11 protein-coding genes are annotated in these 14,541 nt (G+C 44.0%); 7 read left to right on the top strand and 4 right to left on the bottom strand.

The features are described 5' to 3' along the window. Nucleotides 1–90 precede the first annotated feature (90 nt). Together cysK and cysZ are read right to left on the bottom strand one after the other, a co-directional pair. On the bottom strand, nt 91–1,053 hold the full coding sequence (gene cysK, locus ABTQ23_RS03460) for a cysteine synthase A (RefSeq protein ID WP_408614241.1): 963 nt from the start codon (nt 1,051–1,053) through the stop codon (nt 91–93). Between the two features lie 127 nt (nt 1,054–1,180). Next, the gene (gene cysZ, locus ABTQ23_RS03455) at nt 1,181–1,963 is read right to left on the bottom strand and encodes a sulfate transporter CysZ (RefSeq protein WP_408614240.1); all 783 of its coding nucleotides are present in this window, start codon (nt 1,961–1,963) and stop codon (nt 1,181–1,183) included. A gap of 97 nt (nt 1,964–2,060) precedes the next feature. On the opposite strand from cysZ, the gene ABTQ23_RS03450 reads away from it, so the two are divergent. From ABTQ23_RS03450 to ABTQ23_RS03435, 4 genes are all read left to right on the top strand, one after another. Next, nucleotides 2,061–5,468 (top strand): AAA family ATPase, encoded by a 3,408-nt coding sequence (locus tag ABTQ23_RS03450; RefSeq protein WP_408614239.1) that lies wholly within the window; start codon nt 2,061–2,063, stop codon nt 5,466–5,468. 15 nt (nt 5,469–5,483) lie between these two features. Then, nucleotides 5,484–6,401, top strand: coding sequence for a cell division protein ZipA (gene zipA, locus ABTQ23_RS03445; RefSeq protein ID WP_408614238.1), 918 nt, complete (start codon nt 5,484–5,486; stop codon nt 6,399–6,401). Nucleotides 6,402–6,471: 70 nt separating this feature from the next. Continuing rightward, a complete protein-coding gene (ligA, locus tag ABTQ23_RS03440; RefSeq protein ID WP_408614237.1) occupies nt 6,472–8,484 on the top strand; it encodes an NAD-dependent DNA ligase LigA in 2,013 nt (670 codons plus the stop codon). Between the two features lie 393 nt (nt 8,485–8,877). Further along, nucleotides 8,878–10,308, top strand: coding sequence for a radical SAM/SPASM domain-containing protein (locus ABTQ23_RS03435; RefSeq protein WP_408614236.1), 1,431 nt, complete (start codon nt 8,878–8,880; stop codon nt 10,306–10,308). A gap of 131 nt (nt 10,309–10,439) precedes the next feature. Here ABTQ23_RS03435 and ABTQ23_RS03430 read toward each other — a convergent pair whose 3' ends face one another. Next, nucleotides 10,440–11,576: an MFS transporter gene (locus ABTQ23_RS03430; protein ID WP_408614235.1), complete on the bottom strand. Its 1,137-nt coding sequence runs from the start codon at nt 11,574–11,576 to the stop codon at nt 10,440–10,442. Nucleotides 11,577–11,674: 98 nt separating this feature from the next. Between ABTQ23_RS03430 and ABTQ23_RS03425 the strand changes: the two genes are divergently transcribed. After that, the gene (locus ABTQ23_RS03425) at nt 11,675–12,439 is read left to right on the top strand and encodes an AraC family transcriptional regulator (protein WP_408614234.1); all 765 of its coding nucleotides are present in this window, start codon (nt 11,675–11,677) and stop codon (nt 12,437–12,439) included. Between the two features lie 61 nt (nt 12,440–12,500). Here ABTQ23_RS03425 and ABTQ23_RS03420 read toward each other — a convergent pair whose 3' ends face one another. After that, entirely contained in the window at nt 12,501–13,241 is a 741-nt protein-coding gene (locus ABTQ23_RS03420; RefSeq protein WP_408614233.1) for an NADPH-dependent oxidoreductase, read from the bottom strand. A gap of 258 nt (nt 13,242–13,499) precedes the next feature. On the opposite strand from ABTQ23_RS03420, the gene ABTQ23_RS03415 reads away from it, so the two are divergent. Together ABTQ23_RS03415 and ABTQ23_RS03410 are read left to right on the top strand one after the other, a co-directional pair. Then, nucleotides 13,500–14,045 (top strand): DUF2878 domain-containing protein, encoded by a 546-nt coding sequence (locus tag ABTQ23_RS03415; protein WP_408614232.1) that lies wholly within the window; start codon nt 13,500–13,502, stop codon nt 14,043–14,045. Beyond that, nucleotides 14,039–14,539: a chalcone isomerase family protein gene (locus tag ABTQ23_RS03410; protein WP_408614231.1), complete on the top strand. Its 501-nt coding sequence runs from the start codon at nt 14,039–14,041 to the stop codon at nt 14,537–14,539. The genes ABTQ23_RS03415 and ABTQ23_RS03410 overlap by 7 nt, the downstream gene beginning before the upstream one ends. The last annotated feature ends 2 nt before the right edge of the window (nt 14,540–14,541 follow it).

The raw sequence follows: 14,541 nt of genomic DNA, 5'->3' as shown, positions 1-14,541 counted from the left end.
TAAGTGATTATTCGCAAGCTATGTAAGTGCTAAGTAACAGATGAAAAAAAGCCAGCGTTTAAGCTGGCTTTTTGATCATTTGATACAAAATTACTGAACATTTTCAGATTCAGCAAACATGTTAGCAAATAATGGTGTACTCAAATAACGTTCTGCTGAACTTGGCAGAATTGCGACGATAGTTTTATCGGCAAATTCTGGTAGCTCTGCTAGGCGAGAAGCAGCAACAACAGCAGCCCCTGATGAGATACCAGCTAAGATACCTTCTTCTTCCATCAGGCGGTGAGCCATGGCAAATGCTTCATCATCGCTAACTGTTTCAACACGATCCACCAAATCAAGGTCAAGGTTTTTAGGAATGAAGCCTGCACCAATACCCTGGATTTTGTGTGGTCCTGGTTTGATTTCTTGGCCTGCTTTAGCTTGAGTAATTACTGGAGAGGTCGCAGGTTCTACAGCAACGCTAATGATTTTTTTACCCTGTTTTTTCAGGTAACGAGAAGTCCCGGTTAAAGTACCGCCAGTACCAACACCTGCGATGAATACATCAACTTCACCATCGGTATCTTCCCAAATTTCAGGGCCAGTTGTTTTTTCGTGGATTTCAGGGTTAGCTGGGTTTTCGAACTGTTGCAACATGATATATTTGCTGTCGCTATCAACAATTTCTTGGGCTTTGTCAATTGCGCCTTTCATCCCTTTAGGGCCTTCAGTCAGTACCAGATTAGCACCGAGGGCTTTAAGTAGTTTACGACGTTCAAGGCTCATGCTAGCTGGCATGGTTAATGTGATTGGGTAACCGCGAGAAGCTGCAACAAATGCCAGAGCAATACCAGTATTACCACTGGTTGGTTCAACAATTTCTTTGCCCGGGCCTAACAGACCTTTTTTCTCTGCGTCCCAAACCATATTTGCACCAATCCGGCATTTCACACTGAAACTTGGATTACGTGATTCAACTTTGACCAATACATTCCCTTTAGTCACACGGTTCAGTTTTACCAGTGGTGTGTGGCCAATTGTCAGCGAGTTGTCTTCAAAAATTTTGCTCATATGGTTTTACCCTTATATAAATGTCCGTTCATTTCTCTCTAGGATATAGTTTCAATTATGAAATTGAAGGAAGCTTTAGTTATAATCTTATGTAATTAAGAGATAACCACTTGCTCCAAAATACTATTTACAATGGCTGTTGGTCAATTTTCTCAAATGGCTCGAGGTTAAGCTTGCGGTAATGATCGACCCACAGCGCCGTTGCCCCGCAGATAGCAGCTGGCATCACTACCCAGTTAACCAATGGAATTCCAGTAGCAACCGTTACCAGTGCACCAAAAATCCAGTTTTGAGAACGATGCTGAGAAAGCTGCTTGCGCATGGGCCGAAAGCCAATTTTATGGTTATCAAATGGGTAGTCGATGTATTGAACCGCCATCATCCACGCGCTAAAGACAAACCAAAGAACAGGAATGACACTTTGACCTAGACCGGGAATAAAAAAGGCTAAAGTAAGAATGAGTGCGCGAGGTAGCCAATAACAAAATTTTTGCCATTCTCGGGCAAATACTCTGGGCAAGTCGGTAATCAGCTCTTTGAGTTGCCCATCTGGCAGCGGCTGACCGGTCAGAAGTAGCTCGGTTCGCTCGCTAAGTAAGCCGTTAAAAGGGGCGGCTATCCAGTTGCCGATGGTAGCAAATATAAAAGAGAACACCACAATAATAGCCAGTATCGCTAAAGGCCAGAGTAGCCACTGCAGCCAGTGGAGCCCATTCGGCAACCATTGGGTTAGCTCGCTCATCCACAACTGCAATCTGCCATATAGCCAGTAGAATGCCCCAGCAAATACAATGGTATTTACCAACAGCGGAATAATAACAAACAATCTCAATCCAGGTTGACTAATCAGTCGCCAGCCATAGAGAAAATAATGAGCGCCGCCCACACCAGAACGGGATAAATCCTGCATAATAATACTTTCTGTTAAGTAAAATGGATTATCATATTACAAACCATCAATGGCTTTGGTAAAGTCCATTGCCAATAGCTCACAGTATTAGGGACCGATGCGCTTAAAATCAATTCGATTAGCTGGTTTTAAATCCTTTGTTGAACCAACCAAAATACCGTTTCCCCAGCAACTGACCGGTGTCGTTGGTCCGAATGGCTGTGGAAAATCGAATGTGATCGATGCCGTTCGTTGGGTGTTAGGTGAAAGCTCAGCGCGCAACTTGCGTGGTGATGCGATGACGGATGTCATCTTTAATGGCTCCACTCGCCGGGCTCCAGCTTCAAAAGCATCTGTTGAATTATCCTTTGATAATCAAAGCGGCCGATTGGGTGGTGAATACGGCGCTTATAATGAAGTTGCGGTTCGCCGAGAAGTCACTCGGGATGGTCAAAATCTGTATTTTTTAAACGGTACTCGCTGTCGCAAAAAAGATATTACCGACCTTTTTTTAGGCACCGGATTGGGGCCGCGCAGTTACGCTATCATTGAACAAGGGATGATTAGTCGTTTAATCGAGTCAAAACCTCAAGAGCTGCGTGTCTTTATCGATGAAGCCGCTGGCGTATCGAAATATAAAGAACGGCGCCGAGAAACCGAAAATCGGATTGGCCACACGCAAGAGAACTTACAGCGTTTATCTGATATCGAAGCGGAGCTCACCCAACAAGTCGATAAGTTACGCATTCAGGCGCAAGCGGCACTGCGTTATCGTCAACTGCGAGATAAACAACGTGACTATCGTCGCCAGCAATCGCTTTGCCAGTTGCAGCGATTGGACCGCTCGTTGGATGAAAAATCCCATTCTCAGCAAGAACAAAACCATCAGTTAGAGCTTTTGCAGGCCAAATTAACGGAGCTTGATGACAATGAACTGCTGTTAAACGAACAAAACTATGAACTTGAGCAACAATCGAGTGAACTTCGCGCCAAACAATCGGAGCGTAGCGCGCAGCTGGCTCGATTGGAAGAGCAGCTTAAACATCAAGAGCAAGGTCAAAAAGAGCGTCAGGCCCAAACCGACGACTACCAGAGACAGATTCAAGAGTTAAGTGAAAAACTTATCATTGAGCGGGAAAAACTGCCTGAACAGCAATCCAAAATAGAACAGTTGGAGATGGAGCTGGAGGTGTCAGCTCAGCAGCTCGATCAATTAAGTGAATACGCGCAAAGCGCTGATGAGTCCTATCAACGCGCTAGTGAGCAGCTTCAACAAACGCAGCGCCAAAGCCAGCAAAGCGCGCAGCAAATGACGCAGCGCCAAGAACAACTTCATGGGAGTCAACGATTACTAGAACAGTCTCAGGCCCGTTTAGCTGAGCTTGATGAGCAACTGTCCCAACAACTGGATGAAGAGCCAGATTTAACCGCAATTGAAGCTTGCCAGTTGAGCGCTGAAGAAAATTTTGAACAGCATCAAGCGCAAGTTGCAAGCTTAGAACAGCAACACAATGATGCAGTCGAGCTAAAAGCAAAGTGTGCTCAAAGTGTTCGAAAACTAGAACAGCAACTTTTTGAAAATCAGACTCGGCAAAGCTCGTTAACGCAACTTGTCAATTCGATGGCCGAACATCATTACAATGCAAAACGACCGCTTCGTGAACAGCTCACCATTGAACCCGGTTGGGAGCGCGCTGTAGAAAAGGTGCTCGGCCCTTGGCTTTACGCCGAGACTGACCCTGCTTTGTGTGATGATGCGCTGCTGGCGGTTTGGTCAAAAGAAAGTGAAGAGGCCCTTCGAGATGACTCTCTTTTCGCTAAAGTTAAGGGAGCCCCTGCGGTTTTATTAGATAATGTGCATTGTGCAAAAAGTCTAACGCATGCCCAAGCGCTTCGCGGAGAACTTAAATCCGGTGAGTCGGTTATCACCGCCGATGGTGATTGGTACGGGGTAAATTGGCAAAATCTGTTACAAGATAAGTCCGAGCAATCTGTATTGGTGCAGCAGCGCCATTTGGCCGCATTAGCTAAAGAATCAGTTGAATTAGAGCAGATGCTTGCAAACGCGCAGCAGCGCTTAGAAGATGCTGGTCAAGAAGCCGATAAGCTGCAGGGACGATTAACAAGTCAAAAAGAAAGCCTGCGGCAAAGCCAAGCACAGCTGCAACAAGTCAAGCAACAGTTGGTGCTTGCCCAACAGCAACTTAAACATCAACAAAGCCTTAAAGAAAACTTAACTGCCCAGCGCAGTAAAGTGGCTGAGGTTCATGAACAGGCGCAGTTGCAATGCGAGATGCAAGCGGAGCAGTTAGAGCAACTTCTTGAGTTAAATGAAGAGAATCAACAACGACTGCTTAATGCCGAACAAGCCTCTGAGCAAGCGCGTCTTAAGAAAGAACAATTTGCAGCACAAAGCCAGCAAATAGAACGGCGCGTCTATCAGTTACAGCTTGAGTTACAAAAATGTGTGAGTGAGCATCAGCAGTTGAATCGTTGGTTAGAAGAGCGAGAGCAACAGCTCGCGCAATGGCAACAACAACTGACTAAACTGCAAGAGCGCGCTGAACAGCAAATCGATACAACGCAACTGCGTGCCCAAGCTGAAAAGTTGCGTCAAGAGCAGCTGCAAGCGCAACAAGCGCATGAGCAGTTAGAACATCAAAGAGCACGGCTGCGCGAGCAAATCAGCGCGATTAATATTGAGCGTAAAAGCCAAGAGCAACATAAGAGTCTATTGCAAGAAGCCCATCAGAATCAGCAATTAGCCCATCAAGAGTTATTAACGCGGCGGCGCATTTTGCTTGAACAACTCGCAGAAGATGGCGTTGAGCTTAATGCCCAAGCTTTAGATCAGGTCGATATGAATATTGATTATGCCAGTGAGCTTGAGAAAATCGACAAACAGATTAAACGCCTAGGAGGGGTTAATCTTGCAGCTGAACAAGAATATGATGAACAACAGCAGCGTTTAAGTGAGCTGAGTGCGCAAATTAACGATTTGCGCCAGGCCCTTGAAATGTTAGAGAATGCTATCGCAAAAATAGATCGACAAACCCGATCAAAATTTCGTGAAACTTTTGATAAAGTAAATGCTGATTTACAACACCTGTTTCCGCAGGTCTTTGGTGGTGGTACGGCGTGGCTGGAATTAACAGAAGATGACTTGTTAGCCACAGGGGTGACGATTATGGCTCGCCCGCCAGGAAAACGGAATTCGACCATTAGTCTTCTTTCCGGTGGCGAAAAGGCGCTAACAGCACTATCGTTAGTTTTTGCTATTTTTAGGCTTAACCCGGCACCATTTTGTATGCTTGATGAAGTAGATGCGCCGTTAGATGAAGTTAATGTAGGACGTTTTGCCGATTTGATCGCGAGAATGTCTGAAACGGTGCAGTTTATCTTTATCAGTCATAACCGAGTTACTATGGAAAAAGCGGATCAGTTAGCAGGGGTCACCATGCACGAGCCTGGTGTGTCTCGATTAGTTGCGGTTGATATAGCCCAGGCAGTCGCACTGGCACAATAAGAGCAGAGAATACATATGCAACAATTGCGCATTGTTTTAATTATTATCGGTATTATCGCCATCGTAGGATTGCTAGCGCATGGTTTTTTGAGCAATCGGCGAAATCGGCCCGAGCGGCTGTTGAATAAAAAAGTCAAATCACGCCCTAAAAAAGCGCGTTCCAGTAAAAAAAGTATCGATGATGAACTGTTGGAGGATGCTCTTGAGGATAGTCATGCAACCGACTCACAAGGATTTGATGATCTTGGGATAAGTGAAGTTCGCGTCGTTCACAGCAGTGAACCGCACGGCGATTCAAACCAGCGGGTTGAACCACAATTGCATTTTGATGAGTCAAGTGATGAGCTTGCTGAGCAGAACTTTTCAGAAGAAGAACCAGAAGTTGTTGCATCAGCTCAGCCTGAGAAGGCGCCGCTTCAGCAAGAAGCTCAGCCACAACCTGCACAAACAACGACTCAAGAAGAGCCTCAAGCGAGAGCTAAGAGCGAGCCTGCAGGCCCTGATGATGTTTATATTCTCAACGTTGTTGCCCCTAATGGCCAAACCTTTGATGGTCACAAGTTGCTTGAATGCTTAACAGGGCTTGGCCTTAAATTTGGTGAGATGAATATATTTCATCGTCATCAGCAGGCTAATGGTCAGGGACCGGTGTTGTTTAGTGTTGCCAATATTGTTAAACCCGGGACATTTGACCCTGAGCATATGGATGAGTTTACAACTCACGGCGTCTCATTATTTATGACGGTGCCGTGTCCAGGAGAGCCTTCACGTAACTTCAATGTGATGTATAACGCGGCAGAGCGAATTGTTCGTGATATGGACGCAATTTTGCTCGATGGCCATCGCAATCCGTTTACTGCGCAAACACTACAACATTATCAGCAGCGAATTCGTGAATATGAGCGCCAGCAGCTGTTGCAATCTAATCAGTAAGTAAATGTTCATCAATTAATTGTTCGACAAGCCTCTTTATGGAGGCTTTTTATTTCGGAAAAAGAGAGTTATGCCAGCAATTGAGCAGCAACTAGAGCAACTGCGCGAGCAGTTAAACGATTATGCCTACCAGTATTATGTACTGGATGACCCAAGTGTGCCTGACAGCGAATATGACCGATTATTTAAGCAGCTTCAGGCATTAGAAAAAGAACATCCAGAGTTGATTACGGCTGATTCTCCAACTCAGAAAGTGGGGGGTCGAGCACTGAGTGAATTTGCCCAGGTTCGCCATGAAATTCCGATGCTCTCGCTTGACAATGTCTTTGATGATGAATCGCTTCAGGCATTTATTCTAAGAGTTTGTGAGCGCCTTGGTCAGTATGACATAGAGTTTTGCGCCGAACCCAAACTAGATGGACTGGCGGTCAGTATTCTCTATGAACAAGGCTTATTAGTGCGAGCGGCTACTCGCGGTGATGGTCAAACCGGGGAAGATATTACTGAAAACGTTAAGACGATTCGTAATGTACCGCTGAAATTACGTGGCGATTATCCAGCGCGCATTGAGATCCGTGGTGAAGTCGTTATGCCTCATAAAGGGTTTGAAAAGCTCAATGAAACGCGGCTTAAAACCCAGCAAAAACCATTTGCCAATCCGCGCAATGCAGCAGCTGGCAGTTTACGCCAGTTGGACTCGCGAATTACTGCCCAGCGCCCATTAACATTTTATGCCTACGCTATTGGGGTTTGTGAAGGCGCTTTGCCAAATACTCATTTTGACCGCTTGATGCAGCTGCGTCAGTGGGGAATGTCCGTTAGCCAAGAAGTGAAATTGGTTAAAGGTGACCAAGGTTGTTTGGACTTTTATCACGATATTGGTAAGCGGCGTGATTCGCTCGATTACGATATTGATGGGGTGGTTTATAAAGTCAACGCCATTGCATCTCAAGAGCAACTAGGTTTTGTTGCCAGAGCACCGCGTTGGGCAATTGCTCATAAATTTCCAGCTCAGGAACAGCTCACTATTCTCAAAGATGTCGAGTTTCAAGTTGGGCGCACTGGGGCAATTACCCCTGTTGCACGCCTAGAACCCGTTGCGGTTGGCGGGGTGATGGTGAGTAATGCCACATTGCATAACGCTGATGAAATTGACCGTTTGGGCGTTAAAATTGGCGATACAGTGACCGTGCGAAGGGCTGGCGATGTGATCCCGCAGATAACCGGCGTGGTGTTAGACCGGCGCCCTGAAGATGCAACAGCCGTGGTATTTCCGACGCATTGCCCGGTATGTGGCTCTGATGTTGAACGTATTGACGGCGAAGCCGTTGCTCGCTGTGCTGGTGGGCTAAGCTGTGCTGCTCAACGTAAAGAGGCGCTTAGCCATTATGTGTCGCGCAAAGCGATGGATATTGATGGGCTAGGTGTGAAGCTTATTGATCAGTTAGTTGAGAATAACTTGATTCATACACCCGCTGATCTTTATCAGCTGCGAGAAAAGGCTGTAGAACTGCTGAATCTTGAACGCATGGGCGAGCGCTCACTAGAAAAACTGCTTGATGCGATTGATAAATCACGTGAGACAGTCTTCAATCGGTTTTTATATTCGTTGGGCATTCGTGAAGTTGGTGAATCTACAGCGCTTAACTTGGCTCAGCATTTTGGCGACCTTGATTCGCTGATGCAGGCAAACGTTGAGCAATTGCAGAAGGTATCGGATGTTGGTGAAGTCGTCGCGAAGCATGTTTACTACTTCTTTCGCCAAGAAGAAAACTTAAAAGTTGTAAATGCGCTGCGCGAAGAGCTAAGTTGGCCTGATATGAGCGTTAAGGACGAACAGCAACTGCCTTTAGCTGGTCAGACTTTCGTCCTCACCGGGACATTGAATCAGTTTAATCGCTCTGATGCGAAAGCGCGTTTGCAGGCGCTTGGCGCTAAAGTCGCGGGAAGTGTTTCGAAAAACACTGACGTCGTTGTTGCCGGTGAAGCCGCAGGGTCCAAACTTGCAAAAGCCGAACAGCTTGGCATTACTGTGTATGATGAAAATCAACTCGTCGATTTATTTGCTCAATACGAATCTTAATCTCTCATTGTCTATGAGGTATTTGCTTGGCGAATACCTCATTTATTCTCTGCTTAAATCCTATAAAAAACCTAGCTAATAAATAAATTTTTAGTATTTAATATAATTAACTTATTTTTATCATACGTTTTATTTTGGTTAATAATGTTAATATGAAAAATTATTATTTTAAGGATAGATAAAAAGAATAGTTGCTTAAATAATTAAGCAAGGACAACTAAATTTATTTAAGGTGGGTTATTAACTCTAAATATTTAAACATATTTTATTGATAAGTCAATTTTATTTATTTTAAATGGAATATCTTTTTGATTATTATCAATCTCGCTCCTTAATAATAGGATTAGATCTATTAAAAATTAAATAAAAATAGATGTAAGGAGCATGAGTAGTATGGGAATTAGTCAACTCGCTTTTAAAGCCTTAACGCCAGTATTAACATCTGTTGTTAATCACTGCGATGAAAAAGCTTTGGAAAAGTTATTTCGCCTTGGTGCCCATTTCACGACAACCAGTAAAGACGGGATGCTCAATTTAGCACAAATGTGTCATAACCATGACCCAATGGTTTCCGGTTGGCTTAGTGCGTTAAAAGCGATGAACAGTATCAGTCGTAAAAAAATCCTGCAAAACTTAGTGTTTAATCATGTGGTTCAAGGGGTGACACTGCGAGAAGAACGTGGTGAAGAATATGGCACGCGCATTCCTTTTTTGGTGCTTATTTCGCCGACTTATCAGTGTAACCTTAAATGTAAGGGCTGCTATTCGGCATTGTATGGCGACAAGTACCATTTTAGTGAAGATGAAATGATGGACTTGCTTCAGCAATTTTATGATCTCGGCGTCAGGTTTTTCACTTTCACAGGTGGGGAACCGTTAGTATACAAACCGATTATGAAAATCTTTGAGCATTTTAGTGACTGTTATTTCATGATTTTCACCAATGGCACCATGCTTAGTGAAAGCCGCGTTAAAAAACTCGCTAAATTGGGCAACGTTGCTGTAACCATTTCAGTTGAAGGATTTCAAGATATGACTGATTGGCGCCGCGGTGAAGGAACCTATGAAAAAATTGTAAGTGCTTACAAACTCCTTAACCAATATGGCGTCTTATGTGGTGCCTCGATTATGGCAACACGAACGAACCATGAACAGATTAATGGTAAGCCATTCTGGGATTATCTGATTGATGAATTGGGGGCAAAATACGCTTGGGTCTTTCAGTATATGCCAATTGGCCGTGATGCAACATTTGATCTGGTGCCAACTGCTAAACAGCGCTACGAACGATTCCAATTTTTAGAAGCGTTGCGTCGCTCTGGTCGTTTGGCATTTTTGGCCGATTTTTGGAACCATGGCTTCTTGGTCAATGGGTGTATGTCTGGCGGTGCTAACTATCTGCATATTAACGCAAAAGGTGGTGCCGAACCTTGTGTCTTCCAGCAATATGCGGTTGATAATGTGCGCGAGAAATCGATTGTCGAAATTTTGAAAAGCCCATTTTTTGAAGGATATAAACGGCAAATCCCATTTAATGATAATTTAATGCAGCCGTGTCCTATTATCGATAATCCTAATAAATTTCGTGATCATATTCGCCAATGTGGTGCGCAGCCGCAACATGAAGGTTCCGATAGTTACTTTAAATTTTCATCGCAGCTAGATAATCTAGCAAAAGAGTGGCAAAAATATGCGATTAAAATTTGGGATGAACAAGGAATCGGTCATGAATATCATGCCGAACATAATGAATATATTCCACCGCAAAATAAAAGTGCAATCCAAACAGAACAAACTGAAACACAATCACTGATTGAGCAGTAACAAATATAGCTTTGTTCAGCACCTAATTGATTTTAGAAATGCGAGGTTTAATTTTCTAACAGATTAACTTTAATGAAAGCTTAAAATGAAGTGCCTATTTGGAATCCGACACTTCATTTTTAAATTAAACTTTAGAGTTGATGGCGGCTAACCCAATATCCACTTAAAGCTAATAAGAGCATAATTACGATATAGCCTAACTGCACACTTAACCAACTTCCACTGAGTTGATGTGTCCAGCCCGCTAAGGTTGGGCCAAAGCAGGCAACTAAATAGCCAAACGTTTGCGCCATAGCTGAAAGTTGAGCCGCTTCTTGGCTATCGTGAGAACAAACACTCATAAAGGTCAGAGCAATAATAAATACGCCCCCTGATAAATAGCCTATCATTGCGCACCATAATAAGGCCCATTGTGGATAGAAAATTAATCCGCCAATGGCAACGATTTGTAATAGCGAATGGCTAACAGCGAGGCTTTTTAGCGAATAACGTTTAAGCATAATTGCCATGGTTAGTCCAACTAAAGCACTAACTAGCTGCATGATGCCATCAAGAAATCCTGCTTGTGAATGGCTATAGCCGCTGGCATGGAGCATCGCCGGCAGCCAGTTGACAATGATGTAAAAGCTCAGAGAGTTGAGCGCCATGTAGATGGTGACCGCCCAAGCGAGTTTCGAGCGCCAAAGTTTAGATGGACTTCGTTTGGTTACCTTAACCGGTTGCTGCGGAGTTGGTGCTGGCAACCATGCAAGCAATGCAATAATGGCCACGATAGCAGGGCTAAGCAGCGCAATTTGCCAATTTCCCCATTGCTCTAAAGGCACCGCTAGTGCGGTAAATATTGACCCCGTGATTCCCATCATCATCGCGTAAAGGGCCGTAATTGTTCCTAATTGATTGCGATTAAAGTTTTCTTTCACCCAACTTGGTAGCAGTACGTTGGCAATAGCAATCCCGATAGCACAAACCAGTGTCCCAATATACAGGCAGCTTAGTGAGCCGCTAATACGAATCAGCAGGCCAAAAATAATCGCCAGCAGTGCCCAACTTAGTGCATTTTTTAAACCTATTTTATCTGCTAGTTTGGCGGCAAACGGTGAAAATAGTGCAAATATCAGTAACGGAATAGATGCAACCAAGCCGATAGAAGCGCTTGAAACATTTAAAACTTTAGCTAAGTGGCTGTACAACGGACCTATGGCCGTAATGGGTGTTCTCAAGTTAGCTGCGAGCAACAGCAGCGTTAATAGTGGGTACGAAAAACGCATAAAAACCTTCTGAAAAACTGCTTAGGAGCCCATTATATGCGAGTTATTGAATGACAGTATTTTGATATAATGACAAAAAATAACGGAAAATAGACATCATGATTGAAGATCCATTTAATGTGGATGATTTTGCTCTGCCCGTGGTTGGCTTGGAATTAACCACAAGCGACAGCGCCAGTCAATCGCAGCTGCATACGCATAAAAAAGGGCAGTTGATTGTGATGTTATCTGGAACGCTCACCACATCTGCTTATGATGGGCTCTGGCTGGTGCCCAAAGCGCATGGGCTTTGGATCCCAGCCGAGGTTCCGCACTACAATATTTTAGGAGCCCATAGTCGCGCTGGGTTACTGTTTATTGAGCCTGCAAATTGGCTCGGGGACAAAGTCTGTGTTATCGCTTTTAATCAACTGCTTAGTGCTATGTGTGAGCATTTTACATCCCGTATGCCGCAGTCATTGACCGAGGCTGATTCAAGGCTGGCTAACGTCTTTTTAGAGCAATTGCAATTTGCCCCGCGTCATCGAGAATTTCATTTAGCACTGAAATCAGAACGATTGCGGCCCTTGCTGACGGTATTAAGTAGCGAGCCAGCACAATTTCGTACATTGAGTGCCTGTGCTAGCTATGTGGCGATGAGTGAGCGGACTTTGAGTCGGCTTATCTATAAAGATACGGGCATGAGCTTTGGTCAATGGCGGCGGCAATGGTCTGGACTGCTGGCATTGCAGGCGTTGTCTAAAGGAGAAAAAGTGTACGCGATTGCCCATTGGCTCGGTTATGAATCTGTTAGTGCCTTTATTGAAATGTTTAAGAGTTTATTTGCTAAAACACCGCGCGAGTTTTTTACTAAACACCCATAAAAAGCGGTGCTGTAACGCTAATGTAGCACCGCTTGATTTGAGGTTTAAAAGCGCTATTTAGTTAAAATTTATTGGTAAAACCTTGTTTTATCAATGTCGGTGCAACATCCGGATAGTAGACTCTGGCGTAATATCCAGAGATTGAATGGCTCCAATCTTCACCATCACTTCGACCAATCGTTTGCCAATGATCTCTAAGCGTTTGGTTATATTGCTGAATATTTTCGTTTAAGTTTTCGCTCTGATAGTGCTCTTCATGACGGAATGTTGCCATAGGTAGCCGTGGTTTTATATGGGCTGGTTTATCAACATAACCTAAGGATAAACCAGCGATTGCAAATGTATTTTCTGGCAGTTGTAACTCATCAATCACCTCTTGTGGATGAAGGCGAATACCACCAATGGGCACGCCACCTAAACCTTGTGAGTGAGCAGCGACTAATGCGCTAGTTAGCGCGATACCAACATCTGTTGAGCCAGAGATAATGCTTTCAATACTTTGCTGCGCTTTTTGCTCTTGATTGACCATTTGCATGCCCAGTTTGGTTTTATTCATATCAAAAACAAATACTAAAAATACAGGTGCTTGGGCTATCCAAGGTTGACCACCACAAAGCTTCGACAAGCGTTGCCGGCGCTCTTGGTCTTGCACCACAATCACTGATACCTGTTGGGAATTAATTGAAGTGGGGGCGTGATAGGCGGCTTTAACCACATTATCTAATAACTCATTGCTGATTGGTTTACTTAAAAAACTGCGATCGCTTTTATGGTTAAATAAAGTTGTGAGTACATCATTCATAAATCTCTCCTATCCGGCCGGAGCCTTTCTTTATACGGTTACTTCTGACTGTGAACTTTAACGAGTTTGCCTAAAAGTTTAAATGTATTTAGCAAATAAAATGGCTAACTAGCGATTAAGCTGTCCTGTTGGTTAAAAGAGTGACTTACTCACCGAGCAAAAAATAAAAGCGCTTAAATATTGGTTCAATGTGCAGTGCAGTTGCTATGTTGTGTAGTAGCTGTTTTTTTTGCACTCCAGCAAAAGCGGTGTTTGGCAATGAAATTGGACGTTTTAACCATCAAACTATGGGTCAATATTCTGGCGTATCAGCTCTGCTGGTGGCTGTTAGTTTGTTTGGGTGTCAGTGCGCTCTCAGTTGTTACTGTGATATTAACGGTTGGATTTTATCTTGTCACCGAATCAGGACGATGGGCTAAGTGGGCAATGCTGTTGGTTGTCACTCTTACTGGTATTGGTTGTGATAGCGCTTTAGCCTATTTGGGAATTTATGGCTCTCACTGGCAAGAGCAGGGCATTGCTCTTTGGTTATATTTGCTTTGGCCGGTGTTTGCAACGCTGCTAAATGTTTCATTGAAATGGTTTCAAAACCATCTGGTGATAGCCTCTATCTGTGGGGCGATTGGCGGACCTTCAAGCTACTGGGCCGGCGCAAAACTTGCCAATATCGCGCAGTTATCTTTATCAACGCTGCTCATTTTAGCGCTGGTTTGGCTTGTTTTAACGCCGATTCTTTTATCTTTATGCCGATTTCTTTTTCGTTTTGAAACAGTTGCGAACAAAGAGGGAGGTGAACAATGTTAATAACGTTGCTGTTAGTTGCTGCAATGGCAGCAGGTTCCAATAGTTGCACAGCGCCTATCCAACAAAAGCCATTGGGTGAATATACTTTTAGTAAATGGTGGTTTGATATTTACCATGCGCGTTTATATCAAAGTGATGGGGCAAAAGCTGCAGTAACAGCGCAGCAGGGAACCGTTTTGCAACTGACTTATTTACGGGATATCAGCCATCAGAATCTGGTGAAACATACGCGTGAGCAATGGCAAGAGATGAAACTTGCACCCTCTTTACCGGTTGAACAATGGTTACAGAGCCTTGATTCAATCTGGCCGGATGTACAAAAAGGCGACTGTATCGCATTTAAAGTGACCCAAGATGGCTCCGGTCGTTTTTACCTGGGAGAGCGTTATTTAGGTGAGATAGCCGACCCACAATTTGCCAAAGCATTTTTGGCTATCTGGCTTGGCGCAAATAGCCAGTATCCCGAACAGCGAGCTAATTTATTAGGAGAATAACT

Origin of the sequence: Celerinatantimonas sediminis, assembly GCF_046054195.1 — a bacterium.
In the GTDB taxonomy this organism is placed as follows: domain Bacteria; phylum Pseudomonadota; class Gammaproteobacteria; order Enterobacterales; family Celerinatantimonadaceae; genus Celerinatantimonas.
Note: the sequence above shows the minus strand (reverse complement) of the source record. Positions and strands in the feature narration are given on the sequence as shown.

Bases quoted from the DNA above. Each gene is read 5' to 3' on its own strand.
- ABTQ23_RS03410 (WP_408614231.1), top strand. From the start codon at position 14,039: ATGTTAATAACGTTGCTGTTAGTTGCTGCAATGGCAGCAGGTTCCAAT.
- zipA (WP_408614238.1), top strand. From the start codon at position 5,484: ATGCAACAATTGCGCATTGTTTTAATTATTATCGGTATTATCGCCATC.
- ABTQ23_RS03430 (WP_408614235.1), bottom strand. From the start codon at position 11,576: ATGCGTTTTTCGTACCCACTATTAACGCTGCTGTTGCTCGCAGCTAAC.
- ABTQ23_RS03415 (WP_408614232.1), top strand. From the start codon at position 13,500: ATGAAATTGGACGTTTTAACCATCAAACTATGGGTCAATATTCTGGCG.
- ligA (WP_408614237.1), top strand. From the start codon at position 6,472: ATGCCAGCAATTGAGCAGCAACTAGAGCAACTGCGCGAGCAGTTAAAC.
- ABTQ23_RS03450 (WP_408614239.1), top strand. From the start codon at position 2,061: ATGCGCTTAAAATCAATTCGATTAGCTGGTTTTAAATCCTTTGTTGAA.
- ABTQ23_RS03425 (WP_408614234.1), top strand. From the start codon at position 11,675: ATGATTGAAGATCCATTTAATGTGGATGATTTTGCTCTGCCCGTGGTT.
- ABTQ23_RS03420 (WP_408614233.1), bottom strand. From the start codon at position 13,241: ATGAATGATGTACTCACAACTTTATTTAACCATAAAAGCGATCGCAGT.
- cysZ (WP_408614240.1), bottom strand. From the start codon at position 1,963: ATGCAGGATTTATCCCGTTCTGGTGTGGGCGGCGCTCATTATTTTCTC.
- ABTQ23_RS03435 (WP_408614236.1), top strand. From the start codon at position 8,878: ATGGGAATTAGTCAACTCGCTTTTAAAGCCTTAACGCCAGTATTAACA.
- cysK (WP_408614241.1), bottom strand. From the start codon at position 1,053: ATGAGCAAAATTTTTGAAGACAACTCGCTGACAATTGGCCACACACCA.